The following is a 22597-nucleotide window of genomic DNA, read 5'->3' as shown; positions in this document are numbered from 1 at the left end:
ACCACCTGATCCCATCCCGAACTCAGTAGTGAAACGATGTATCGCCGATGGTAGTGTGGGGTTTCCCCATGTGAGAGTAGGTCATCGTCAAGATTAAATTCCAAAAACCCTCTTCGCTTACGCGTTGAGGGTTTTTGTTTGTCTGGGGTTGCAGAAACCTCTGCATCCTCCTGAGCTCATAACTCTACCTCTCCGGCAGTCATCCAGACCCACGTGCTTATGGCAATCCGGCTCGCTTGCCCTTATGGTTCGGCATCAGGTTCCACGCACCCGTCAAGGAAGCAAGCATGTCCGTTACAACCTCTCTGAGTGCAGGCTTCATGGTGGTTCAAGGCAACCGCCCGGATGAACTGCGCAGTCTGGTTGTGTCCTGGATGCGGCGATATCCATTGGCGCCCCTGGAAAACGAGATTGCTCTGGTGCAGAGCAACGGCATTGCACAATGGCTGAAGCTGGCCTTGGCCGAAGATGCCCAGGATGAAGATAACGGTGGCTGTGGTATCGCCGCCGCCATAGACGTCCAGTTGCCCGGCAGTTTCATGTGGACGCTGTATCGCATGGTGCTGGGTGCAGATGAGATCCCCCAGACGTCCTTGCTCGACAAGACCCCTTTGACCTGGCGCTTGATGCGCTTGCTGCCGTCGCTGATCCATCAGCCGCACTTCGAACCCCTGCAGCGCTTCCTGACCGACGACACTGATCTGCGCAAGCGTTATCAACTGTCCGAGCGCCTGTCCGATCTGTTCGACCAATACCAGGTTTACCGTGCGGACTGGCTGGAAGACTGGGCCGCTGGCCGTCATCAATTGCGCGACGTACGAGGTCAGTCCAGACCATTGTCAGCTGCCAATTGCTGGCAGGCCGAACTGTGGCGTGCGTTGCTGGACGACGTCGGGGCTGAAGGGATGTCGCAGAGCCGCGCGGGCGTGCATCAGCGTTTCATCGAGTGCATTGGCAACATGACCGAAGCGCCGCCGGGCTTGCCGGCACGGGTCATCGTTTTCGGCATTTCGTCACTGCCTGCACAAGCGCTCGAGGCGTTGGCAGGGCTGGCCAGATTCAGTCAAGTTCTGCTCTGTGTCCACAACCCGTGTCGCCACCACTGGACCGATATCGTCGCCGACAAGGACCTGCTGCGTCACCAGTACAAACGTCAGGCGCGCAAGAGCGGAATGCCGATGGTCCTCGACCCGCAGGCGCTGCATCAGCATGCTCACCCGTTGCTCGCGGCCTGGGGCAAGCAGGGACGTGATTATATCAACCTGCTGGACAGCCATGACGACCCACGCAGCTACCGCTCCTCGTTCAAGGACGAGCGCATTGATCTGTTCAGTGAAGCGGAGCCCACCACACTGCTGAACCAGTTGCAGGACGATATTCTCGAGCTGCGTCCGCTGGATGAAACCCGTGAGCTCTGGCCGGCAGTCGATCCTCTCGAGGATCGCTCGATCCGCTTCCATGTGGCTCACAGTGCGCAGCGTGAAGTGGAAGTGCTGCATGACCAGCTACTGGCGAGATTCAGCAAAGACCCTGGCCTGCGTCCGCGTGACGTGATTGTCATGGTCCCGGATATCGACAGCTATGCCCCACACATACGCGCGGTATTCGGGCAGATCGAACGCGAAGACCGTCGCTTCATCCCCTTTACGCTGGCTGATCAGGGCCAGCGCGGCCGCGAGCCGTTGCTGATTGCCGTCGAGCACTTGCTCAAACTCCCGGACAGCCGTTTCCCGGTCAGTGAGATTCTTGACCTGCTGGACGTTCCAGCCTTGCGAGCACGCTTCAGGATTCAAGAGCGCGACCTGCCAACACTGCATCGCTGGATAGAAGGCGCAGGCATTCGTTGGGGGCTTAATGCTCAGCAGCGGGCCGGCCTCGGGCTGCCGGATGCCCTTGAGCAGAACAGCTGGCATTTCGGCCTGCGTCGCATGTTGCTGGGGTACGCCGTGGGTGCCGGTGCGGCTTACGACGGCATCGAACCTTACGATGAGATCGGCGGGCTTGATGCGGCGTTGATCGGTCCGCTGGTCGCGTTGATTGACGCTCTTCAGGTCGCCCACACAGAGTTGTCGACACCCACCACTCCGGAGGCATGGGGTGCCCGCCTGCAATCGCTGCTGCAGTTGTTCTTCCTCGCCGACAGCGAGCATGACGACTACTTGCTTGCCCAACTGGAAACACTGCGCGAGAACTGGCTGGAAACCTGTGCAACGGTAAGGCTGACTGAAGAGCTGCCGCTGACCGTGGTGCGTGAGGCCTGGCTGGGCGGGCTCGATCAAGGGCGGCTGTCCCAGCGTTTTCTGGCGGGCTCGGTCAACTTCTGCACGCTGATGCCCATGCGCGCCATCCCGTTCAAAGTGGTTTGCCTGTTGGGCATGAACGACGGCGATTATCCGCGCGCGCAACCGCCTCTGGATTTCGATTTGATGGGCAGCGATTACCGCCCCGGCGACCGTTCCCGGCGTGAAGACGATCGTTACCTGTTGCTGGAAGCCTTGCTCTCGGCCAGGGACCAGTTGTATGTCAGTTGGGTTGGCCACAGCATTCGTGACAACAGTGAGCGTCCAGCTTCGGTGCTCATCGGTCAGCTTCGCGATCATCTCGCCAGCGGCTGGAAGCTGGCCGGCGAGACCGACCCGGACGTTAAAGAGGACGATGAGCGCTTGCTGAAGGCCCTGACTGTGAATCACCCCTTGCAACCCTTCAGCGCCAATTACTTCCACGCCGGAACGGGGTACTTCAGCTTCGCCCGCGAGTGGCGTCTGCTGCATGAAACCGACCTTCAGGTGCCCGTGCCTCAAGCGCTGCCGCCTCACGAACAGGAAGAACCGCTGTCCATTGCGCAGCTACAGGATTTCCTGAGAAACCCGGTAAAACACTTTTTCAGCCAGCGCCTGAAGATCTATTTCGAAGTTGCTGAAGCGCCGCTCGCCGATGAAGAGCCGTTCGTGCTCGATGCCCTTGAGCGCTATGGCCTGAGTGAAAGCCTGCTTGGCGCAGGTATGTCCTCGCCGGACAATATGGATGCTGCTCTACAGACTCAGGCGCTGAAACTGCAAGCCAGTGGCCTGCTACCGCTCGCAGGTTTCGGCACCTTGATGCAGAGCGAGCTGATCGAACCGCTGCCTGACGTACTCAGGCGCTACCACGATCTGCTGACCCTCTGGCCCGAGACCCTGAGCAGCGCTTTACCGATCAGCTTCAGCCATGCGGGTGTCAGCATCGACGGCTGGCTGGGCGGGTTGCACCGTAACGCCCGTGCCGAGCTGTTGCTGGTTACCGCCATTCCCAACAGCATCGGCTCGAAAAAGACCCGCAAGTGGCACCGGTTGATTCGGCCGTGGGTCAACCATCTGGTGGCGTGCGCTTGCGACCTGCCGTTGAGCACGGCACTGGTCGCCAGTGATGAAACCCTGATGCTGGAGCCGCTGGACAGGGCGAGTGCCGTCACCACGCTCAACCACTTGCTGACGGCCTGGCTGCACGGCATGCAGGAACCTCTGCCTGTCGCGGTCAAAACCGCCTTCGCCTGGTTGGGCCAGCCTGCCGACAAAGCCGAAGCGGCTGCTCGCAAAGCCTACGAAGGTGACGGACAGACCACCGACGGCGAGCGCCGAGAAAGCACGGCATTGGCTCGGCAGTTTCCGGACTTTGACGCACTGATGGGCAGTGAAGAATTCGCAGGCTGGTGCGAGACGCTTTACAAACCGATTTACGATGCGCCGTGGCAGTCGTTGTCCGGCGGGGAGGGTGGCGCATGAGCGAGCAATCCCTTCCTCTCGCGCTGCGCTTTCCACTGCGCGGCAGCCAGTTGATCGAGGCCAGCGCTGGCACCGGCAAGACCTTCACCATCTCCGCTCTGTACTTGCGTCTGGTGCTCGGCCACGGCACCGAGCAGTCCGGCTTTGGTCGCGAACTGCTGCCGCCGCAGATTCTTGTGGTGACCTTTACCGATGCCGCAACCAAAGAATTGCGTGACAGAATCCGTACCCGGCTGGCGGAGGCCGCTCGCTTCTTCCGTGACGAGATCGCCGCCCCCGATGGCCTGATTGCCGATCTGCGTGAACAGTTCGAAGCGTCGCTATGGCCAGCCTGCGCCAGCCGTCTGGACATTGCCGCACAGTGGATGGACGAGGCCGCGGTCTCGACCATCCACAGTTGGTGCCAGCGCATGTTGCGCGAACACGCATTCGACAGCGGCAGTCTGTTCACCCAGACGCTGGAAACCGACCACAGCGATTTGCTCGGCGAAGTCCTGCGCGATTACTGGCGCCGCTTCTGTTACCCCATGAGCGGCGACGCATTGCTCTGGGTGCGGGAAAACCTCAGCGGTCCGGCGGCGTTGCTGCCGCGTGTGCGAGGTCTGTTCGGCCGTGATCGCAGTCCACTCACCCAGGAACCGGCCGAACTGATTGCGGCGTCATTGCAAGAGCGCCGGGCAGCGCTTGCCGCGCTGAAGGCGCCGTGGGCCGTGTGGGCCGACGAGTTGTATGCGCTCTGTCAGGACGCGGTCGCTCGCAAGGCAGTCGACGGCCGCAAGATGCAGGAACGCTACTTCAAACCCTGGTTTGAAAAACTTGCTGCCTGGGCCGCTGACGACACACAGGAAGCGCTGGATCTGGGCACCGGTTTCACTCGTCTGACCCCCGACGGCATTGCCGAAGCCTGGAAGAGCGAGCCACCTGTGCACCCGGCCTTCGAGGCCATGGCACAGTTGAAGGCGGCGCTCGACGGTTTGCCCAAACCCGATGCTGCTGTGTTGCAGCATGCGGCGCAGTGGGTCAGCGCGCGCTTTGAAGAGGAGAAGCGTCGCCGCGCCGAGATGGGCTTTGATGACATGCTGCTCAGGCTCGACGCGGCCCTGCATGGCGCGGGCGGCGAGCGTCTGGCCACCCTGATTCGCGAGCAATTTCCGGTGGCGTTGATCGACGAATTCCAGGACACCGACCCTGTTCAGTACCGGATCTTCGACAGCATCTATCGTCTTGAGGCCAACGATGAGCAGACCGGGCTGTTCCTGATTGGCGACCCGAAACAGGCGATCTACGCGTTTCGCGGCGCCGATATCTACACCTACCTGCGTGCCCGCCAGGCGACCGATGGCCGTTGGCATACGCTGGACACCAACTACCGCTCCAGTCATGCGATGGTCGAGTCGGTCAACCACGTCTTCACGCGGGCAGAGCAACGAGAGCAAGGTCGCGGTGCGTTCCTGTTTCGTGATGAGCACGGCAATCAGGTGCCGTTCTCCGATGCGCTGGCCCAAGGCCGCAAAGAGGCGCTGCATGTCGACGGCGCTCCCCTGACGGCGCTGACGGTCTGGCACTTGCCAAGCGACCAGCCGGTGTCCGGCATGGTTTATCGTCAGCAGTTGGCGGCCAGTTGCGCGAGCGAGATCGTGCGTCTGCTCAACGCCGGTCAACAGGGCCGTGCCGGTTTCGTTACGCCCGACAACACTCTGCGCGGGCTGCGTCCGGCCGACATTGCGATTCTGGTCCGCGACGGCAAGGAAGCGCAGGCGGTGCGTCAGCAACTGACCGCGCGTGGTGTGCGCAGCGTGTACCTGTCCGACAAGGATTCGGTGTTCGCCGCTCAGGAAGCCCACGACCTGCTGTCCTGGCTCAAGGCCTGCGCCGAGCCGGACTCCGAACGCACACTGCGTGCCGCGCTGGCGTGTATCACGCTGGACCTGCCGCTGGCCGAACTGGAGCGCCTGAATCAGGACGAGCTGGCGTGGGAGCGGCGCGTCATGCAGTTTCGTGGCTATCGCGCCATATGGCGCAGCCAGGGCGTGCTGCCGATGCTGCGCCGTCTGTTGCACGACTTTGCCCTGCCACAGACCTTGATGACCCGCACCGATGGCGAACGAGTACTCACCAACCTGCTGCACCTGTCTGAACTGCTGCAGCAGGCCGCCGCCGAACTGGATGGCGAGCAGGCGCTGATCCGTCATCTGGGCGACCATCTGGCACTCTCCGGCCAGGCCGGGGAAGAGCAGATCCTGCGTCTGGAAAGCGATGAGCAACTGGTCAAGGTGGTCACCATCCACAAGTCCAAGGGCTTGCAGTACCCGCTGGTGTTCCTGCCGTTCATTTGCTCCTCGAAACCGGTGGACGGCAGTCGCTTGCCTCTTCAGTTTCACGACGCCGACGGCAAGTCCCAGATCAGCCTGCAGCCTACCGAGGCGCTGATTCAACAAGCCGATGATGAACGTCTGGCCGAAGACCTGCGTCTGCTCTACGTCGCCCTCACGCGATCGGAACATGCCTGCTGGCTGGGCGTCGCCGACCTCAAGCGTGGCAATGCCAACACCTCCATGCTGCACCGTTCCGCACTGGGTTACCTGCTGGGCGGTGGCGCAGCGCTGGCCGAGTCTGCAGAGTTGAAGGTCTGGCTGCGTGATCTGGCCCAGGGGTGTGAGGCGATTGCCTTGGAGCCTGTGCCGGAGCTCACCGACGAGCGCTTCAGTGCGCCGCGCAACGAAGCGGCGCTGGTCAAGCTGCTGGTGCCCAAACGCCGCGCTGCCGAGAACTGGTGGATCGCGTCCTACAGTGCCCTGCGTATCGGCGACACGGTAACGGCCGGTGCCGATGAATCGCCTGACAGCCCGCAGGCACAGAAACTGTTCGACGACGAGCGTCTGGACCCCGAAGCCCCGCGCGACATCCTGACCAGCGGCGGCGATATCCATCGTTTTCCGCGTGGCCCCAATCCCGGCACCTTTCTGCACGGGTTGCTCGAGTGGGCTGGCAACGAAGGTTTTGCGATGACCGCGTACGCGCCGGATAAATTGCAGGACGCCGTCGCCCGGCGCTGCAACCGACGCGGCTGGGCGGGCTGGATCAATACCCTGAGCGATTGGCTGCAACACATGCTGAACATGCCGTTGCGCCTGTCGCCGGACGCCGCACCGGTGGCCCTGGGCGAACTGGATCAGCCCAATCAGTACCGTGTGGAGATGGAATTCTGGTTCGCCAGCAATAACGTCAACGTGGCGCAGATGGATGCCCTCGTGCGCCGCTTCACCCACGACAACGCACCGCGTGCTGGGACCGAGACGGTCTCGCTCAACGGCATGTTCAAGGGCTTTATCGACCTGACGTTCGAACATGAGGGCCGGTATTACGTGGCGGACTACAAGTCCAACTGGTTGGGCAGTGACGACAGTGCGTACACCCAGCTGGCGATGGAAACCGCCATTCTCGACAACCGCTATGACCTGCAATACGTCCTCTACCTGCTGGCCCTTCACCGTCAGCTCAAGGCGCGGATGGCCGACTACGATTACGACCAGCACATGGGCGGCGCGCTTTACCTGTTTCTGCGCGGCAGTCGCTCGGCCTCCCAGGGAGCGTATTTCACCCGTCCGCCACGTGAGCTGATCGAGAGTCTGGACCTGCTGTTTCAGGGCAAACCGATAGCGCATGACCTGCCGGGAGCATTGGCATGAGCCGCTCGTTCGATGATCTGTTGCCTACCGCGCTGGACGATATCAGCCTCGCGGAGTTGAGCCCGCTGACGCGTGTCAGCGATCTGCTGATCCTGCTCGAACGTTGGGTCGAGCGCGGCTGGTTGCGTGCTCTGGACAAGGCGTTCGTCGCGTTCCTGAGTGATCTCGATCCGCACGCCGATCCGTTGGTGCTGGTGGCTGCGGCGCTTACCAGCCATCAGCTCGGCCACGGTCACGTTTGCCTTGACCTGTACGAGACCCTCAAAGAACCGGACTTCGCCCTGTCACTGCCACCCGAAGGCGATCAGCAGAGCGCGCCGATGCTGCTGCCCTCACAACTGCTGGCAGCACTGGATGGCGCCGCCTGGTGCCAGGCGCTGGCCGGCAGCATGCTGGTTGCCGAGGTGGGCGATTCAAGTGCCGAAGCGCGACAAAAACCACTGGTGCTGGCCGAGCGGCGTCTGTACCTGCGTCGCTACTGGACTTACGAACGGCGTATCGCCGCAGCCTTGCGTCAGCGCCTGGCACAGCGTGAAACGCCGCCGGAGGATCTGCCGCAGCAGCTCGACGCATTGTTCGGCCCGGCCAATTCTTCGCCACAAGCTGTCATCGACTGGCAGAAACTTGCCTGCGCACTGGCGACCCGCAAGGGCTTCAGCATCATCACCGGCGGCCCCGGCACCGGCAAAACCACCACGGTGGTGCGCCTGCTGGCCTTGTTGCAGGCCCCGGCGGTACAGAATGGCCAACCGCTGCGCATTCGTCTCGCGGCACCTACCGGCAAGGCGGCGGCACGTCTGACCGAGTCCATCAGTCAACAGGTGCAGAGCCTGGATGTCAGTGACGACGTACGACAGAAAATCCCCAGCGAGGTGACCACCGTGCACCGCTTGCTGGGCAGTCGCCCCGGTACCCGGCACTTCCGCCACCATGCGGGCAATTTACTGCCGCTGGATGTGCTGGTGGTTGATGAAGCCTCCATGATCGACCTGGAAATGATGGCCAATCTGCTCGACGCACTGCCGCCGCATGCACGCATGGTTCTGCTGGGTGACAAGGACCAGCTGGCCTCCGTTGAGGCGGGGGCGGTACTCGGGGATTTGTGCCGCGACGCCGAAGAAGGTTTCTACAGCCCCGACACCCAGGCCTGGCTGGAAGCCGTCAGCGGCGAAGACCTCGGCAAGGGCGGTTTGCGCCAGGGCGATGCGCAGCAGCATCCGTTGGCTCAGCAAGTGGTGATGCTGCGCCACTCGCGTCGCTTCGGCCAAGGCAGCGGCATCGGCCAGTTGGCCCGGCTGGTCAACCAGCAACAGGACCAACAGGCCCGCACGCTGCTTGCGGCGGGCAGTCATGACGACCTGTTCGCCCTGGCCCTCAAGGGCGAACAGGACCTCAAGTTCGAACGCCTGGTCCTCGACGGTCTTGGCAGGGGCGAGCAAGGTCCGCAGGGTTACCGGCATTACCTGAACGTACTCGCCGCCGAGCGCCCCGCCGACGATTCGGCACTGGACGACGCGTGCTGGACCCGCTGGGCGCGCTCGGTACTCAGCGCCTTCGACGCCTTTCAACTGCTGTGTGCCGTGCGCAAAGGCCCGTGGGGTGTGGAGGGTTTGAACCAGCGCATCACTCACGCGCTGTTCAACGCGAAGCTGATCGAAAGCGAACAGCAATGGTACGAAGGTCGCCCGGTGCTGATGACCCACAACGACTATGGCCTTGGCCTGATGAACGGCGACATCGGCATCACCTTGCGCCTGCCCGAGCGCGACGGCGAGGGCAAACAGGTATTGCGCGTCGCCTTCCCCCGCAACGACGGCAGCGAAGGCGTACGCTTCGTCCTGCCCAGCCGCCTCAACGAGGTCGAAACCGTGTACGCCATGACCGTACACAAATCCCAAGGCTCGGAATTCGCCCACACCGCCCTGATCCTGCCCGAAGCGCTCAACCCGGTACTGACCAAGGAGCTCATCTACACCGGCATCACCCGCGCCAAGCACTGGTTCAGCCTGATCGAACCGCGCCAGGGCATCTTCGAAGAATCCCTGCGCCGCAAGGTCAAACGTCTGAGTGGGCTGATGTTGGGGCTTTGATCAGCAGTCGACTCTCGTGCCGATGCTCCGCGTTGGCATGCTGTTGGTGATGCTTTACGAGGGCTGTCAGTCCTGTGGGCGCAGCCCCGGCCGCAACAACCTGAGAGTTACGTGCGTCGTTTCTCGAGAGCGGAAAACAGGTACATACCGGCCAGTAAGGCTAATAGGAATATGAGGATTTTCCAGTGTCCTGTAAGCAGAGTGGCGACCGCTGGCCCAGGGCAGATTCCCGCAATGCCCCAGCCAATCCCGAACACCAGGCTGCCAACGATCAAGCGGGCGTCCAGCTGGGTTTTCACCGGGAGCTGCATACGGGCACCCAGCAAGGATTGCCTGTTCCTGCGCGCCCAGTTCAGGGGGACGACCGCCACCGAGATGGCACCTGCCATTACCAGAGCAAGCGATGGATCCCACGTTCCGCTTACATCAAGAAAAGCCAATACCTTGGCAGGGTTTGCCATGCCAGCCAAAAGCAGACCAAAGCCAAATATCAAGCCTGCAAAAAATGCGGTCACCTTGAGCATCTTCAGACCCCCAGTACATGGCGACTGACGTATACCGTCGCAAATCCGGTAGCCATAAAGCATAGCGTCGCCACGATGGAGCGAGGAGACAAGCGGGATATCCCGCACACACCATGACCACTCGTACAGCCCGAACCGTAACGGGTACCCACGCCAACGAGCAGGCCCGCGATGACCAGAGCGGGCCATTCTGAATTAATCTCTATCTCCGGCAACGCTGTGAACGCCGCCCACAATAATGGCGAAATCAACAGGCCAAGCAGGAACAGCGCCTTCTCGCCCCAGCCTTCACTGCCCAATTGCAAAAAGCCCCCAACACGCCGCTGATGCCGGCAATACGACCATTCGCGAGAACGAACAAGCTGACGGCCAGCCCTATCAAGGCTCCTCCGCATAATGACGTCCAGGGTGTGAAGTTGATCCAATCAATGCTCATTTCGTATTTCCTGCACAAAGGGGGGCCTGTGGGGGGGGCGTTGACTGGTAAAGCACTATCACCGGCATGATAACCATCTGCCCGGGTGGGTTGCGCGGCTGCTGTGCGAGAGTTAATGGAGGAGTCAGCTATCGGCTCGGCCTACCAAGGCAGCCATGGGAGTATCTTCTGTGTTTACTCATTGGCTGTGCCGAGTTTGACGTGGCGCGGGTAGCACGCCTCAGGGCTGGAAGGGGTCTGCTCGCCCAGGACACTGTTTCAGACGAGCAATGACCTCAGGCGCCGTTTTCGCCGTGTCGATCCTGCCGATATCATCAAGATAGATGTCTATCATCCGCCCCCATTTCGGTGTTACGTAGAAACACCTCTGAAATCCCTTGTCGGTCCACCAATCGAACCTCATGAAGAAATCTTTATCAGTGAAGATTTGGCCCCACTCGACCGCTGAGCCGCCACCTGCGGGCATGTCACCCTTATAGATTTGATGCTGAGTGTTCCAGATGTATCGGTACTCTTCCTTTCCTTCATGAGAAAAATTTACTGCCACGACTGGAGAAGCTAAGTACCAAAAAGCGATAGGGCCGACCAATAGGCCAACAAGCAGCCAACGGCCATACCCGGTTTTAGTTTTGCTTGCATTTGTGTTCACGGATGCCTTTTCCCCATGCTCCAGGTGCTACTGCAAGAACTTCCTTCATTACCATTTGTGCCGTAATTCCACCTGTGGGGTTTTGGCTGAACAGCTTGATCCCAATGCTAATCGAAATCCGGTCTGGGGCGTCGTCCCATGCTCGGAGTCCATCAATGTCGGCCGAGCGATTAGGCCCCGAAAGTTTTCTTTCCTCTTTCGGTTTCTGTAGGACCTCGACTGCTTTCCTGAGTGTGTCTGAAACGATCTGCTCAGCACCTGCGCCATCCAAAAGGATGCTTTCGGAAAGCCCACCAACTCGCCCGACGTATCCATAGTGAATGTTCGACCAGATGTCATAGAAGTAATCGTAATCGCCCTGTTTGTGGTAGACGACGCCATCGTATTTCGCGGCGAGTATCGGTTTGTGGTCCCACGGGCGATTCTGACCAACACGTTCTGCCCAGATAGCAAAAGCCTTTGCTTGCATACCGGCCGCCATGCTGCAGAAATCCGGGCCGGGACCAAGGCGCAGGTAAAATGGAAGCGCCTCATACTCCTTCATCTTTGCCGCCGCATCGAAGCTATTGAGGTCTCTCATCTGACGAACTTCTGGACTATTGATGTTGGCGTTCATCTCTCCAGCAATATAAGTCGCCAGCTCTTCCATCCTGTCAGGGTGTTTGCTAACAACAGGTTCCGCTTTTGGCTAAGGCTTCGCCTCTGACTCCCTAGCGGCAGCCTTAGGTTCTAAGGGCACCTTAGTGCCGGAAAGGATCAGGTTCGCCCTCACATTTTTTCAAGCGTTCAATAATGGCGGGAGATGTTTTGTTAATGTCGACTCTACCCGACTCCGTTAGGTATATATCTAACGTAGCCCAGCGCTTGGGCGTTATGTCGATACATCTCATATGGCCCTTGATGGGGCCCCAAAAGAAAACCATAAAAAAATCTTCATCGGGGAATAGATGACCAACATCAGATGACGCTTCTCCCGGAAGCATCCTCTCTCTATGAATTTGGTGTTGCGTATCCCATACTAAACGAAGTTCATCCGTAGCTTCTTTGGAGTAATGAATAACTACGCTGGGGGTAGCAGCATACCAAGCCGTTAGCAGAGCTATAAGCGCGAACAAAACTGCATGACGCAACTTAAGTTTTCTCACATTGATGATCAATGACACCTGCTCCCCATGCTTGTGGTGCAACCGAAAGAACCTCTTTCATTATCATTTTCGATGTTATGCCACCATGAGGGTGCAGGTTAAAGAGTTTAATCCCGATCCCGACAGATATTCGGTCGGGATCGTCGTCCCAGGCGCGGAGTCCCTCTACGTTCTCGGCACGTTGAGGCCCCCGGTGTTTTCTGCTTACCTGTGGTTTTGTTATGTCACTGATCGCCCCGACAGAGTCTGAGACTATCTGCTCTAACCCCGCACCGTCGGCAAGCACGCTTTCTGAAAGACCGCCTGCGCGGCCAACATATCCGTAGTGGATGTTAGACCAAATATCATAAAAATACTCGTACTCTCCTTGCTTGTGGTAATACCCACCGAACTTCTTATGGATTTTCGGCTTGTGGTCCCAATCCCTATACTGCCCTACACGCTCAGTCCAAATCACCAACGCAGCAGCGCCATTTGCTGCGCCAATAGTTTGGGGGCTCGTCGCGCCAACTTGAGCATACCAAGGCAGGTCCATTTGCTTGCGAGTCTCTTCGGCAACGTCATAACTGAGCAGTTTTTTCATTTTCAAAACAGAAGGGTGATGAATATTGCGATTCATCTCGTCCGCAATGTATGTCGCCAGCTCTTCCATCCTGTCAGGGTGTTTGCAAACAACAGGTTCCGCTTTTGACTCAGGCTGCGCATCTGACTTCTCACCAGCGGCCTCAGGGCCTACCAAAGCGTTCGCCGCCAAGGCTTTCTCCGTGAGCTTCGGGTCAGCCAGCAAGGTCGCCATCTTCTCGTCGTCCACGGAACCGTCTGGCCGGAAGGCCCCCAGCACCATGAAGTTAATAAGGGGCGCGCCACCAGCGTCGCCCATGACGAAGCCGCCACCCACATTGCCTGAGCCCGTGATGATTGTCCCGCCGTGACTGGTGGGGCTTCCTAGGTGGGCCATAGGACGGCCATTCACCAGAATGGAAGGAAAGCCTGTAGTGATGACCGCGCCACACCCGCAGGTATCCCCCACACGTGCCGCGCCCATGCCGTTGATGTTGACGTCATCGGATGCAGAAGCGATAGGCGTTGTACCGTGCCCCGGTAATGGGCAGGCGTGCTTGTCGCCCAATCGGGCTGAAGAAATCATTGCATCCCCTCCCTGCGTTTTGATCCGTAGACAACCAGCGTTTAGTTGACGCGTGGGAGGCTACCGGAAGCGCAAAAAGCGGTATGTAGGGGAAATCTTAGTTTTGCGAAGGACCTTGAGAATCTGATCGAAGAGTCGGGGTGACCTCAATGGTTGCGAACCAGCATCAGTGTGACAAACCGCCAACTCCGGTCTGCCCCGCTACTATAAGGCCACCTGATCCCTCGAAAATCTGTCATTGAAGGAAGCGAATAGCGCGGTTTTCCCCCAACAGAAACCCCTTATTCAACTCCGTCACCTCCCGAATGTAATCCCACAGCAACGTGATCCGCTTCAACTTGCGCAGGTCCTCCCGGCAGTACATCCAGAATTGACGAGTAATGTTCACTTCCTCCCTCAGCACCGGCAGCAGCCGTGGGTCTTGAGCGGCGAGGAAGCATGGCAGGATGGCCAGTGCGCGGCCCTGAAGGGCGGCGGTGTATTGGGCGATGACGCTGGTGCTGCGCAGCTGTGCCTGGGCGTTGGGCAGCAGGTTGCTCATGTACAGCAGCTCGGAGCTGAACGCCAGGTCGTCGACGTAGCTGATGAAGACGTGCTCGCTCAGGTCCGCTTTGTGTTCGATGGGCGAGTGGTTGTCGAGGTAGGCCTGGGTGGCGTACAGACCCAGGCTGTAATCGCAGAGTTTGCAACACACGTAAGGACCGTGTTCGGGGCGCTCCAGGGCGATGACGATATCCGCCTCGCGCTTCGACAGGCTGATGAAGTGCGGCAGCGGCAGGATGTCCAGCGAAATGCTCGGGTAGCTGTCGAGAAAGTGGCTCAGTTGCGGGGTGATGAAGAAGCTGCCGAAGCCTTCGGTGCAGCCCATGCGCACATGCCCTGATAGCGCGACGCTGGACCCGGAAACCTGTTCGCAAGCCATGTGCAGTGTGCTTTCGATGGACTCGGCATAACCCAGCAGGCGCTGACCTTCGGCGGTCATGATGAAGCCGTTGTTGCGCGATTTCTCGAAGAGCAGTGTGCCCAGTGAGGTTTCCAGCGAGTTGATGCGCCGCGACACGGTGGTGTAGTCAACGCCCAGACGCCGGGCCGCGCTGCTGACTTTTCGGGTGCGTGCCACCTCAAGGAAAAACTTCAGGTCATCCCAGTTCAACAGCCCCAGGGAGGTGATGTTTTTTTGCATGTTGACCCTGCTTTTATCTTCGTTCTTGTTAGAAGTTTGCACATCTATACTCCAAAGCACGCCCCCTGACCAATTCAAAAACAAGACTGCCGGGAGGCCACGCTCATCCTTCTGCACAAGCTGTGGATGCGTGGTTTGCTGAAGGGAGAATCGCTGAAATGAATGCCTCACTGAACCACACGACGACCTCGATTGCTCGCGTGAAACTGCTGATCAACGGCGAATGGACCGACTCGCAAAGCAGCGAATGGCAAGACATCTTCAATCCCGCCACTCAGGAAGTCCTCGCCCAGGTGCCATTCGCCACGGCCAGTGAAGTGGACGCCGCTGTCGCAGCTGCTCACGCGGCCTATCGAACCTGGCGTGAAACACCCATTGGTGTGCGTATGCGCATCATGCTCAAGCTGCAGGCGCTGATTCGCGAGCACTCCAAGCGTATCGCGGCGGTACTCAGTGCCGAGCAGGGCAAGACGCTGGCCGATGCCGAGGGCGATATTTTTCGGGGCCTGGAAGTGGTCGAGCACGCCTGTTCGATCGGCACGCTGCAAATGGGTGAGTTTGCCGAGAACGTCGCCAGTGGCGTTGACACCTATACCCTGCGCCAGCCGATCGGCGTGTGCGCCGGGATCACGCCGTTCAACTTCCCGGCGATGATTCCGCTGTGGATGTTTCCGATGGCGATCGCCTGCGGCAATACATTCGTGCTCAAGCCTTCTGAGCAGGATCCGCTGTCGACCCTGTTGCTGGTCGAGCTGGCGATCGAGGCGGGGGTGCCGCCCGGTGTGCTCAACGTGGTGCATGGTGGCAAGGAGGTGGTGGACGCGATCTGCACGCACAAGGACATCAAGGCTGTTTCCTTCGTCGGTTCAACGGCGGTCGGCACGCATGTCTACGATCTGGCCGGTCGGCATGGCAAGCGGGTGCAGGCAATGATGGGGGCGAAGAATCATGCCGTGGTGCTACCCGATGCCAACCGTGAGCAAACGCTGAACGCGCTGGTGGGCGCGGGTTTCGGTGCGGCGGGTCAGCGGTGCATGGCGACCTCTGTAGTGGTGCTGGTCGGCGCGTCTAGACAGTGGCTGCCCGACCTCAAGGCACGGGCGCAGACTCTCAAGGTCAATGCCGGTAAGGAACCGGGCACTGACATCGGGCCGGTGATTTCACGAAGGGCCAAACAACGCATTCTGGATCTGATCGAGAGCGGCGTGCGTGAAGGCGCGACGCTGGAACTGGATGGTCGGGAGGTTTCGGTTCCGGGTTACGAGGGCGGCAACTTCGTGGGGCCGACCTTGTTCTCGGGCGTCACCACCGACATGCAGATCTACACCCAGGAAATTTTCGGGCCGGTGCTGGTGGTGCTGGAAGTCGATACCCTCGATGAGGCTATCGCGCTGGTCAACGCCAACCCGTTCGGCAACGGCACCGGGCTGTTCACCCAGAGCGGTGCGGCGGCACGCAAGTTTCAAAGCGAGATTGATGTCGGGCAGGTCGGGATCAATATTCCGATTCCCGTGCCGGTGCCGTTTTTCAGTTTTACCGGCTCGCGGGGTTCCAAACTGGGCGATCTGGGCCCGTACGGCAAACAGGTGGTGCAGTTCTACACGCAGACCAAGACCGTCACCAGTCGCTGGTTCGATGACGACAGCGTCAACGATGGCGTGAACACCACGATCAATCTGCGCTGAGCGCTGGCGGTCAATTCGCTCGGGAGAACAATAATGAGCATCGCATTTATCGGTCTGGGCAATATGGGCGCGCCCATGGCCCGCAACCTGATCAGAGCCGGTCACGCCTTGCAGGTGTTCGACCTCAACAAGAGCGTACTGGCTGAGTTCGCCGAGCTGGGCGCACAGGTCAGTGACTCACCCGCACAGGCGGCTCAGGGCAGTGAGCTGGTCATCACCATGCTGCCCGCAGCGGCACATGTGCGCAGCGTGTACCTGAGCGACGACGGCGTGCTGAAAGGCATCGCACGAGGCGTCCCGGCGGTTGATTGCAGCACCATCGACCCGCAGACCATCCGCGACATCGCCGCTGTAGCTGCGCAGCAAGGCGTGGTGTTGGGCGATGCGCCGGTGTCGGGCGGCACCGGTGGGGCGCAGGCCGGGACCCTGACCTTCATGGTCGGAGGCTCTGCCGGGCATTTCGCCGTGCTCAAACCGGTGCTGGAACAGATGGGCCGCAACATCGTGCATTGTGGTGACGTGGGCACCGGCCAGATTGCCAAGATCTGCAACAACATGCTGCTGGCGATTTCCATGATCGGCGTGGCCGAGTCTATGGCGCTGGGCAATGCACTGGGTATCGATACCCAAGTGCTGGCCGGCATCATCAATACCTCGACCGGTCGTTGCTGGAGTTCGGAGGCCTACAACCCGTGGCCCGGCATCGTCGAAACCGCTCCCGCGTCGCGCGGTTACAGCGGTGGCTTTGGTGCCGAGTTGATGCTCAAGGACCTGGGCCTTGCAACCGAGGCCGCGCGCGCTGCGCATCAACCGGTCATCCTCGGCGCAGTGGCGCAACAGCTGTACCAGGCCATGAGCCTGCGCGGTGATGGCGGCAAGGACTTCTCGGCGATCATTGAGGGGTATCGCCCGAAAGCCTAGGCGTCACCCGTGTCGGGAATCAGTGGGGCGTTGCTGTGCATCCGGTTTTTACATTAGGAAAACGTGGCAGAACCGGCTACTTTGGACCCCGTCAGATCAGCGCAGGGATGCTCGGTACGCTTCGATGAGAAGTGCCGCATCCTCGCCTGGAGGCTGGCGCTTCACTCATCAAACGTCCCTGACCCAGAAAAAGAAGAGATCGACCATGAAGTTCGAACCCCTCGCCAGATCGTTGATCGCGACGGCACTGATTGTCGCGTATTCCCCCACATTCGCGGCGTCACAAGCGCCGGTCGCTGCCGAAAACGGCATGGTCGTGACGGCTCAGCACCTGGCTACCCACGTGGGTGTCGATGTACTCAAGGCTGGCGGCAATGCGGTCGATGCGGCCGTAGCGGTCGGCTACGCGCTGGCGGTGGTCTATCCCGCTGCCGGCAACCTCGGCGGCGGTGGTTTCATGACCATCCAGCTGGCCGACGGGCGCAAGACCTTCCTCGACTTCCGTGAAAAGGCACCGCTGGCCGCGACTGCCAACATGTACCTGGATAAGGACGGCAAGGTCATCCCTGATCTGAGTGCCAAGGGCCATCTGGCCGTCGGCGTGCCTGGCACCGTCTCCGGTATGGAAATGGCCCTGAGCAAGTACGGTACCCGCAAGCGTGAGGAAGTCATCGCTCCGGCGATCAAGCTCGCCGAGGAAGGTTTTGTGCTGGGTCAGGGCGATGTCGACATGCTGTCGAGCGCCACGGATGTATTCAAGGCGGACATGGCCGATTCCGGTTCGATCTTCCTCGACAAGGGCGAACCGATGCAGGTCGGTCAGAAACTGGTGCAGAAAGACCTGGCCAAGACCCTCAAGGAAGTCTCCGAGAAGGGCAGCGACGGTTTCTACAAGGGCTGGGTTGCCAAGGCGCTGGTCGATTCCAGCCAGGCCGGCAAGGGCATCATCACCCAGGCGGACCTCGACCATTACAAGACCCGCGAGCTGGCTCCGGTCGAATGTGATTACCGTGGCTACCATGTGGTCTCGGCACCGCCTCCGAGCTCCGGCGGTGTGGTCATCTGCCAGATTCTGAACATCCTCGAAGGCTACCCGATGAAAGAGCTGGGCTTCCGCTCGGCGCAGGGCATGCATTATCAGATCGAGGCCATGCGTCACGCCTACGCGGACCGCAACAGCTACCTGGGCGACCCGGACTTCGTCAAGAATCCGGTCGAGCACCTGCTGGACGTCAAGTATGCCGCCAAGCTGCGCGCAGCCATCGATCCGCAAAAGGCCGGTGACTCGAGCAAGATCAAACCCGGCGTCGCGCCCCATGAAGGCAGCAACACCACCCACTATTCGATTGTCGATAAATGGGGCAATGCGGTTTCGGTGACCTACACCCTGAACAACTGGTTCGGCGCGGGCGTCATGGCCAGCAAGACCGGCGTGATCCTCAACGATGAAATGGATGACTTCACCGTCAAGGTCGGCGTACCCAACATGTACGGACTGGTGCAGGGCGAAGCCAACGCCATCGCGCCGGGCAAGACGCCGCTGTCGTCGATGAGCCCGACCATTGTCACCAAGGACGGCAAGGCTGTGATGGTCGTCGGCACGCCGGGCGGCAGCCGCATCATTACCGCCACGCTGCTGACCATGCTCAACGTCATCGACTACGGCATGAACATTCAGGAAGCGGTGGATGCGCCGCGTTTCCACCAGCAATGGCAGCCTGAGGAAACCAACATCGATACCTTCGCGGTCAGCCCTGACACGCTGAAAATACTCCAGAGCTGGGGTCAAAAGTTCGCAGGTCCGCAGCCGCTCAATCATGTGGCGGCGATTCTGGTGGGCGCGCCTTCGCTGGGTGGCAAACCGGTCGGTAACAACCGCTTCTACGGTGCCAACGACCCGCGTCGCAACACCGGGTTGTCGCTCGGCTACTGAGTCACGCTGCTAATCGCGCCACGGCCCTGAGCTTCAGGGTCGTGGCGTTTTGCGTTCTAAGGTCTGCTCAGTTACGCACCCAACGCTGCCTGCTCCAACCGCTCAAAGCGTCGACGGCCAACACCAGTATCAGCATCGCCAGAATCACGGTACTGGCCTGCGCTTCCTGAAACAGGCTGAGGCTGACATACAGCATTTGCCCCAGACCGCCCGCGCCGACAAAGCCCAGCACGCTGGCCATGCGAATGTTGTTCTCCCAGCGATACAGCGTATACGCCAGCAGCTGTGGCCAGAGGTTGGGCAGGGTGCCGTAGCTGAACGCCTGCCAGGCGCTGCCGCCCTGCAGACGAATCGCTGCAGCGGGTTGTGGCGCGGTATTTTCCAGCGCCTCGGCAAACAGACGGCCCAGAACGCCCGTGGTGTGCAGTGCCAGCGCCAGCGTGCCGGCATTGGGGCCTAGCCCGGCAGCCAGCACCATCAACACGGCCCACACCAGTTCCGGAATGGCGCGCAGCGCATTGAGCAGCAGGCGGCTCAGGCTGCGCAGGAACCAGCCGAAGCGTCCGGCAGCGGGCAGTGCCAGGAGCAAACCTGCAATGGCGGCCAGCAATGTGCCGAGTGCAGACATGGCGAGGGTTTCCAGGGTGCCCTGGCCGATTGCCTGCAGATGAGGGGCGCTCAGGTCCGGGCTCATGAAGCGCAGCGCGTAACGGCCCATCTGCGTCAGGTTGTCGTGGCTGCCCAAGGTGAACAGGTCGAGGCCGAGGTACACAAACGATGCGATCACTGCCGCAATCATCGTCAGCACCAGCAGCAGATTGCCTGCGCGCTTCATGTGAACTGCCTGCGCAGCAAGCGGCTGAGCTGGTCGGCGAGCAGCACCAGCAGCAGGAAGGTCAGCAGCATGCTCGCCACTTCGTCACCGGCGAACATGCGCATCGACAGGTCGATCTGCTGACCCAGTCCGCCTGCGCCGACGAAACCCATGACCACCGAAGCGCGCACGGCGCACTCCCAGCGGTACACAGTGTAGGACGTCAATTCGGCTGCCGCGTTGGGCAGGATGCCGTAAGCCAGCGCGGCCAGGCGACCGCTGCCTGCCTGGAGCAGCGCGTGGGCCGGGCGTTGGTCCACCGATTCGAAAATCTCCGCGTACACCTTGCCGAGCATGCCCGCATAGGTGATGGCGATGGCCAGCACGCCGGCCGCCGGGCCCAGGCCGACCGCGCGCACGAACAGCAGCGCCCAGACGATTTCCGGCACGCTGCGCAGGAAGATCAATACTCCGCGTGTCGGCCAGCGCAGGCATTGGCCGAGCCAGCCGGGGCGGCCTCCGTGTGAGGCGGCCGACAACGACAGCGCTTTGCTGGCGAGCAGGCTTGCCGGAACGGCCAGCAGCAAGGCAAGGGCAATGCCGGCCGTCGCGATCGCCAGGGTTTGCAGCGTCGCATCCAGCAGCAGCCCGAGGAATTCCGCAGAGTGCGCCACCGGCCAGAACCCGGAGAGAAAGCTGCCCATCGTCCGCGCATTATCGGCTTGCAGCAGTACCAGCGGATTCAGTTCGGCCAGACGAATGCCCGGCCAGAGCAGGGCGACCGCCAGCAACGTCAGCAACAGGCGTGGCGTTGCCGCCGGGTCGCGCTGATCCCGACTCAGCATCGTGGCGTCCAGCGTGTTTCAGCCGCATCCGAAACCGCCTGAGGGCTGAGTTGTTCGTTGGCATACAGCGTGTCGAGATGCTCCCGGCCGACCTCGCTGGCGGCAAGGTCGAAGTGAATTCGCCCGTCGCGCACCCCGATGACCCGCGGAAAATGTGCCAGCGCCAGTTCCACCGCATGCAGGCTGGCGACCAGCGTCACGTTGTGCTCGATGGCGTGCTGACACAGCAGCGCCAGGGTGTGATCGGCGAGGCGCGGGTCCATCGCCGAAACCGGCTCGTCGGCCAGCAGCAGTTCGGGTTGTTGATACAGGGCGCGGGCAATGCCGACACGTTGCAGCTGTCCGCCGGACAACTGCTGGCAACGCTCGAACAATTTGTCTGCCAGGTCCAGACGTGCCAGCACCTCGCGGGTGCCGCTGATGTCGAGGGGATGCAGCAGGTTCAGCAGGCTTTTGCCCAGCCCCCACTGACCAAGCCTGCCCGCCGACACCGCAGTGACCACCCGTTGGCGCGCTGGCAACGGCGGTGCCTGATGAATCAGCGCAATGCGGCTGCGCAGGCGCTGGCGTCGTGTGCTGGAGAGCTGCCAGGGATCAGCCCCCAGCACCTGCAGTTGCCCGGCACTGGGCGGCAGAGCGCTGGCCAGCAGGTTGAGCAGCGTGGTCTTGCCCGCACCGGATGGCCCGATGATCGCCACCCGCTCGCCGCGATCAATGCTCAGGTCCAGGCCGCGCAACGCCAGTGTGCCGTCGCTGTGGCGCAGCTCGATGCCGGACAGACGCAAGGTCATTTCAGCAGGTCGGCAGCGCGTGCGGCTTCTTCGATGCCTTTGTAGTTCTCGGGCTTGGTCTCGATGAAGCGGCTGGCGGCCTGAAGGTCGAGGATCGCCTTCTGCTCCGGGTTGGTCGGGTCGAGATCAAGGAAGGCCTGTTTGATTTTCGCTGCGAGTGCCGGGTCGAGGCTGCCGCGCACGGTCCAGTTGTAGTCGAAATAAGCCGGTGTGGTCTGGAAGACATGAACCTTGTTGGTGTCGACCTTGCCGCTGGCGACCAGTTTGTCCCAGACGCTGGCATTGAGCACGCCTGCATCGACCTTGCCCGCCTGAACCCACGCGGCAGTTGCGTCATGCGCACCGGAATAGGCGACGCGGCTGAAGAACGTTTCTGGTTTGATGTTTTCCTTGAGCATGAAATAACGCGGCATCAGGCTGCCGGATGTCGAGGACACCGAGCCGAAGGCAAACGTCTTGCCCTTGAGGTCCGCCAGGTTTTTCACGTCCGGATCGGAGGTGATGAATTTGCTGGTGAATTTGGCGTCCTGCTCACGCTGTACCAGTGGCACCGCATTACCGGTCTTGAGGTTGACCTGAACGAAGGTGAAGCCGCCCAGCCAGGCCATGTCGAGCCGGTCAGTGGCCAGCGCTTCGACCACTGCCGGGTAATCCGCGACTGGAACGAACTCGACTTTCATGCCCAGCCGTTGCTCCAGATAAGCACCCAGCGGCTTGAACTTGCGCAGCAGTTCGGTGGGCGCTTCGTCGGGAATGGCCGAGACGCGCAGGGTGTCGGCAGCGTGGCTGGTCAGGGCGGAGAAGGACAGGGCAAGGCCGGCGGCGAGCGCCAGGGTACGCTTGAGCATGGAGGTTCTCCGGTTCAATAGCGGAAAAGGATAACGTGACGCCCGCCAGCACGAGCAGGCGGCGCTTCACAGGATTCGGTGGTGATGCGCGGGGATTATAAGAGGCATGGCGAGAAAGGCCAGTTCGGCAGATTCA

Annotated in this window: 14 protein-coding genes, 1 rRNA gene and 2 pseudogenes; 7 read left to right on the top strand and 10 right to left on the bottom strand. The window is 60.8% G+C overall.

The window, feature by feature from the left end; all coding sequences use genetic code 11:
• The 4 genes from rrf to recD all read left to right on the top strand — a co-directional run.
• Window positions 1–93 (top strand): 5S ribosomal RNA (gene rrf / locus BLR16_RS27355); the annotation flags it as partial.
• Between the two features lie 194 nt (window positions 94–287).
• Window positions 288–3761 carry an exodeoxyribonuclease V subunit gamma gene (gene recC / locus BLR16_RS27350; protein WP_074809085.1) on the top strand — a complete coding sequence of 1158 codons (3474 nt, stop codon included), beginning with the start codon at window positions 288–290 and terminating at the stop codon, window positions 3759–3761.
• On the top strand, window positions 3758–7450 hold the full coding sequence (recB, locus tag BLR16_RS27345; protein ID WP_074809088.1) for an exodeoxyribonuclease V subunit beta: 3693 nt from the start codon (window positions 3758–3760) through the stop codon (window positions 7448–7450). Before recC ends, recB begins: the two co-directional genes overlap by 4 nt.
• The gene (gene recD, locus BLR16_RS27340) at window positions 7447–9540 is read left to right on the top strand and encodes an exodeoxyribonuclease V subunit alpha (RefSeq protein WP_074809090.1); all 2094 of its coding nucleotides are present in this window, start codon (window positions 7447–7449) and stop codon (window positions 9538–9540) included. The genes recB and recD overlap by 4 nt, the downstream gene beginning before the upstream one ends.
• Before the next feature lie 107 nt (window positions 9541–9647).
• Here recD and BLR16_RS27335 read toward each other — a convergent pair whose 3' ends face one another.
• The 6 genes and pseudogenes from BLR16_RS27335 to BLR16_RS27305 all read right to left on the bottom strand — a co-directional run bounded on the left by BLR16_RS27335 (window position 9648) and on the right by BLR16_RS27305 (window position 14624).
• Window positions 9648–10064: a DUF6691 family protein gene (locus tag BLR16_RS27335; RefSeq protein ID WP_003371057.1), complete on the bottom strand. Its 417-nt coding sequence runs from the start codon at window positions 10062–10064 to the stop codon at window positions 9648–9650.
• 2 nt (window positions 10065–10066) lie between these two features.
• Window positions 10067–10500: pseudogene (locus tag BLR16_RS27330) on the bottom strand (YeeE/YedE family protein).
• Window positions 10501–10720: 220 nt separating this feature from the next.
• Window positions 10721–11149, bottom strand: coding sequence for a hypothetical protein (locus tag BLR16_RS27325; RefSeq protein ID WP_072367026.1), 429 nt, complete (start codon window positions 11147–11149; stop codon window positions 10721–10723).
• Window positions 11124–11876 (bottom strand): annotated as a pseudogene (locus BLR16_RS27320) (polymorphic toxin type 44 domain-containing protein); the annotation flags it as partial. The pseudogene BLR16_RS27320 and the gene BLR16_RS27325, both read right to left, overlap by 26 nt.
• A 404-nt stretch (window positions 11877–12280) precedes the next feature.
• Window positions 12281–13441, bottom strand: a complete 1161-nt coding sequence (locus BLR16_RS27310; RefSeq protein ID WP_074809092.1) for a polymorphic toxin type 44 domain-containing protein — start codon at window positions 13439–13441, stop codon at window positions 12281–12283.
• A gap of 235 nt (window positions 13442–13676) precedes the next feature.
• On the bottom strand, window positions 13677–14624 hold the full coding sequence (locus BLR16_RS27305) for a LysR family transcriptional regulator (RefSeq protein ID WP_003403558.1): 948 nt from the start codon (window positions 14622–14624) through the stop codon (window positions 13677–13679).
• Between the two features lie 158 nt (window positions 14625–14782).
• Here BLR16_RS27305 and BLR16_RS27300 point away from each other — a divergent pair, with 158 nt between their 5' ends.
• The 3 genes from BLR16_RS27300 to ggt all read left to right on the top strand — a co-directional run bounded on the left by BLR16_RS27300 (window position 14783) and on the right by ggt (window position 19163).
• Window positions 14783–16309 carry a CoA-acylating methylmalonate-semialdehyde dehydrogenase gene (locus BLR16_RS27300; protein WP_074809094.1) on the top strand — a complete coding sequence of 509 codons (1527 nt, stop codon included), beginning with the start codon at window positions 14783–14785 and terminating at the stop codon, window positions 16307–16309.
• 33 nt (window positions 16310–16342) lie between these two features.
• The gene (gene mmsB / locus BLR16_RS27295; RefSeq protein ID WP_003371068.1) at window positions 16343–17230 is read left to right on the top strand and encodes a 3-hydroxyisobutyrate dehydrogenase; all 888 of its coding nucleotides are present in this window, start codon (window positions 16343–16345) and stop codon (window positions 17228–17230) included.
• Window positions 17231–17435: 205 nt separating this feature from the next.
• Window positions 17436–19163, top strand: a complete 1728-nt coding sequence (gene ggt / locus BLR16_RS27290) for a gamma-glutamyltransferase (protein ID WP_054082196.1) — start codon at window positions 17436–17438, stop codon at window positions 19161–19163.
• A gap of 67 nt (window positions 19164–19230) precedes the next feature.
• Here the strand turns inward: ggt and phnE are convergent, their stop codons facing one another.
• From phnE to BLR16_RS27270, 4 genes are read right to left on the bottom strand one after another with little or no spacing between them, the layout of a single operon-like run.
• The gene (gene phnE, locus BLR16_RS27285) at window positions 19231–19998 is read right to left on the bottom strand and encodes a phosphonate ABC transporter, permease protein PhnE (protein ID WP_003371074.1); all 768 of its coding nucleotides are present in this window, start codon (window positions 19996–19998) and stop codon (window positions 19231–19233) included.
• A complete protein-coding gene (locus BLR16_RS27280; protein ID WP_003371075.1) occupies window positions 19995–20822 on the bottom strand; it encodes a PhnE/PtxC family ABC transporter permease in 828 nt (275 codons plus the stop codon). The genes phnE and BLR16_RS27280 overlap by 4 nt, the downstream gene beginning before the upstream one ends.
• Window positions 20816–21613 carry a phosphonate ABC transporter ATP-binding protein gene (locus tag BLR16_RS27275; RefSeq protein ID WP_074809095.1) on the bottom strand — a complete coding sequence of 266 codons (798 nt, stop codon included), beginning with the start codon at window positions 21611–21613 and terminating at the stop codon, window positions 20816–20818. Before BLR16_RS27275 ends, BLR16_RS27280 begins: the two co-directional genes overlap by 7 nt.
• Window positions 21610–22461, bottom strand: a complete 852-nt coding sequence (locus BLR16_RS27270) for a putative selenate ABC transporter substrate-binding protein (protein ID WP_003371080.1) — start codon at window positions 22459–22461, stop codon at window positions 21610–21612. Before BLR16_RS27270 ends, BLR16_RS27275 begins: the two co-directional genes overlap by 4 nt.
• Between the last annotated feature and the right edge of the window lie 136 nt (window positions 22462–22597).

The sequence above is a fragment of the Pseudomonas sp. BS3767 genome, from assembly GCF_900099665.1.
GTDB classification, from domain to species: Bacteria; Pseudomonadota; Gammaproteobacteria; order Pseudomonadales; family Pseudomonadaceae; genus Aquipseudomonas; species Aquipseudomonas cerasi.
This window is presented reverse-complemented; position numbering and strand designations above follow the sequence as displayed.

Excerpts from the sequence above, each read along its gene's own strand:
- BLR16_RS27335 (WP_003371057.1), bottom strand. The coding sequence starts at position 10,064 with ATGCTCAAGGTGACCGCATTTTTTGCAGGCTTGATATTTGGCTTTGGT.
- recB (WP_074809088.1), top strand. The coding sequence starts at position 3,758 with ATGAGCGAGCAATCCCTTCCTCTCGCGCTGCGCTTTCCACTGCGCGGC.
- BLR16_RS27310 (WP_074809092.1), bottom strand. The coding sequence starts at position 13,441 with ATGATTTCTTCAGCCCGATTGGGCGACAAGCACGCCTGCCCATTACCG.
- BLR16_RS27280 (WP_003371075.1), bottom strand. The coding sequence starts at position 20,822 with ATGCTGAGTCGGGATCAGCGCGACCCGGCGGCAACGCCACGCCTGTTG.
- mmsB (WP_003371068.1), top strand. The coding sequence starts at position 16,343 with ATGAGCATCGCATTTATCGGTCTGGGCAATATGGGCGCGCCCATGGCC.
- ggt (WP_054082196.1), top strand. The coding sequence starts at position 17,436 with ATGAAGTTCGAACCCCTCGCCAGATCGTTGATCGCGACGGCACTGATT.
- BLR16_RS27275 (WP_074809095.1), bottom strand. The coding sequence starts at position 21,613 with ATGACCTTGCGTCTGTCCGGCATCGAGCTGCGCCACAGCGACGGCACA.
- recC (WP_074809085.1), top strand. The coding sequence starts at position 288 with ATGTCCGTTACAACCTCTCTGAGTGCAGGCTTCATGGTGGTTCAAGGC.
- BLR16_RS27305 (WP_003403558.1), bottom strand. The coding sequence starts at position 14,624 with ATGCAAAAAAACATCACCTCCCTGGGGCTGTTGAACTGGGATGACCTG.
- phnE (WP_003371074.1), bottom strand. The coding sequence starts at position 19,998 with ATGAAGCGCGCAGGCAATCTGCTGCTGGTGCTGACGATGATTGCGGCA.
- BLR16_RS27270 (WP_003371080.1), bottom strand. The coding sequence starts at position 22,461 with ATGCTCAAGCGTACCCTGGCGCTCGCCGCCGGCCTTGCCCTGTCCTTC.
- recD (WP_074809090.1), top strand. The coding sequence starts at position 7,447 with ATGAGCCGCTCGTTCGATGATCTGTTGCCTACCGCGCTGGACGATATC.
- BLR16_RS27300 (WP_074809094.1), top strand. The coding sequence starts at position 14,783 with ATGAATGCCTCACTGAACCACACGACGACCTCGATTGCTCGCGTGAAA.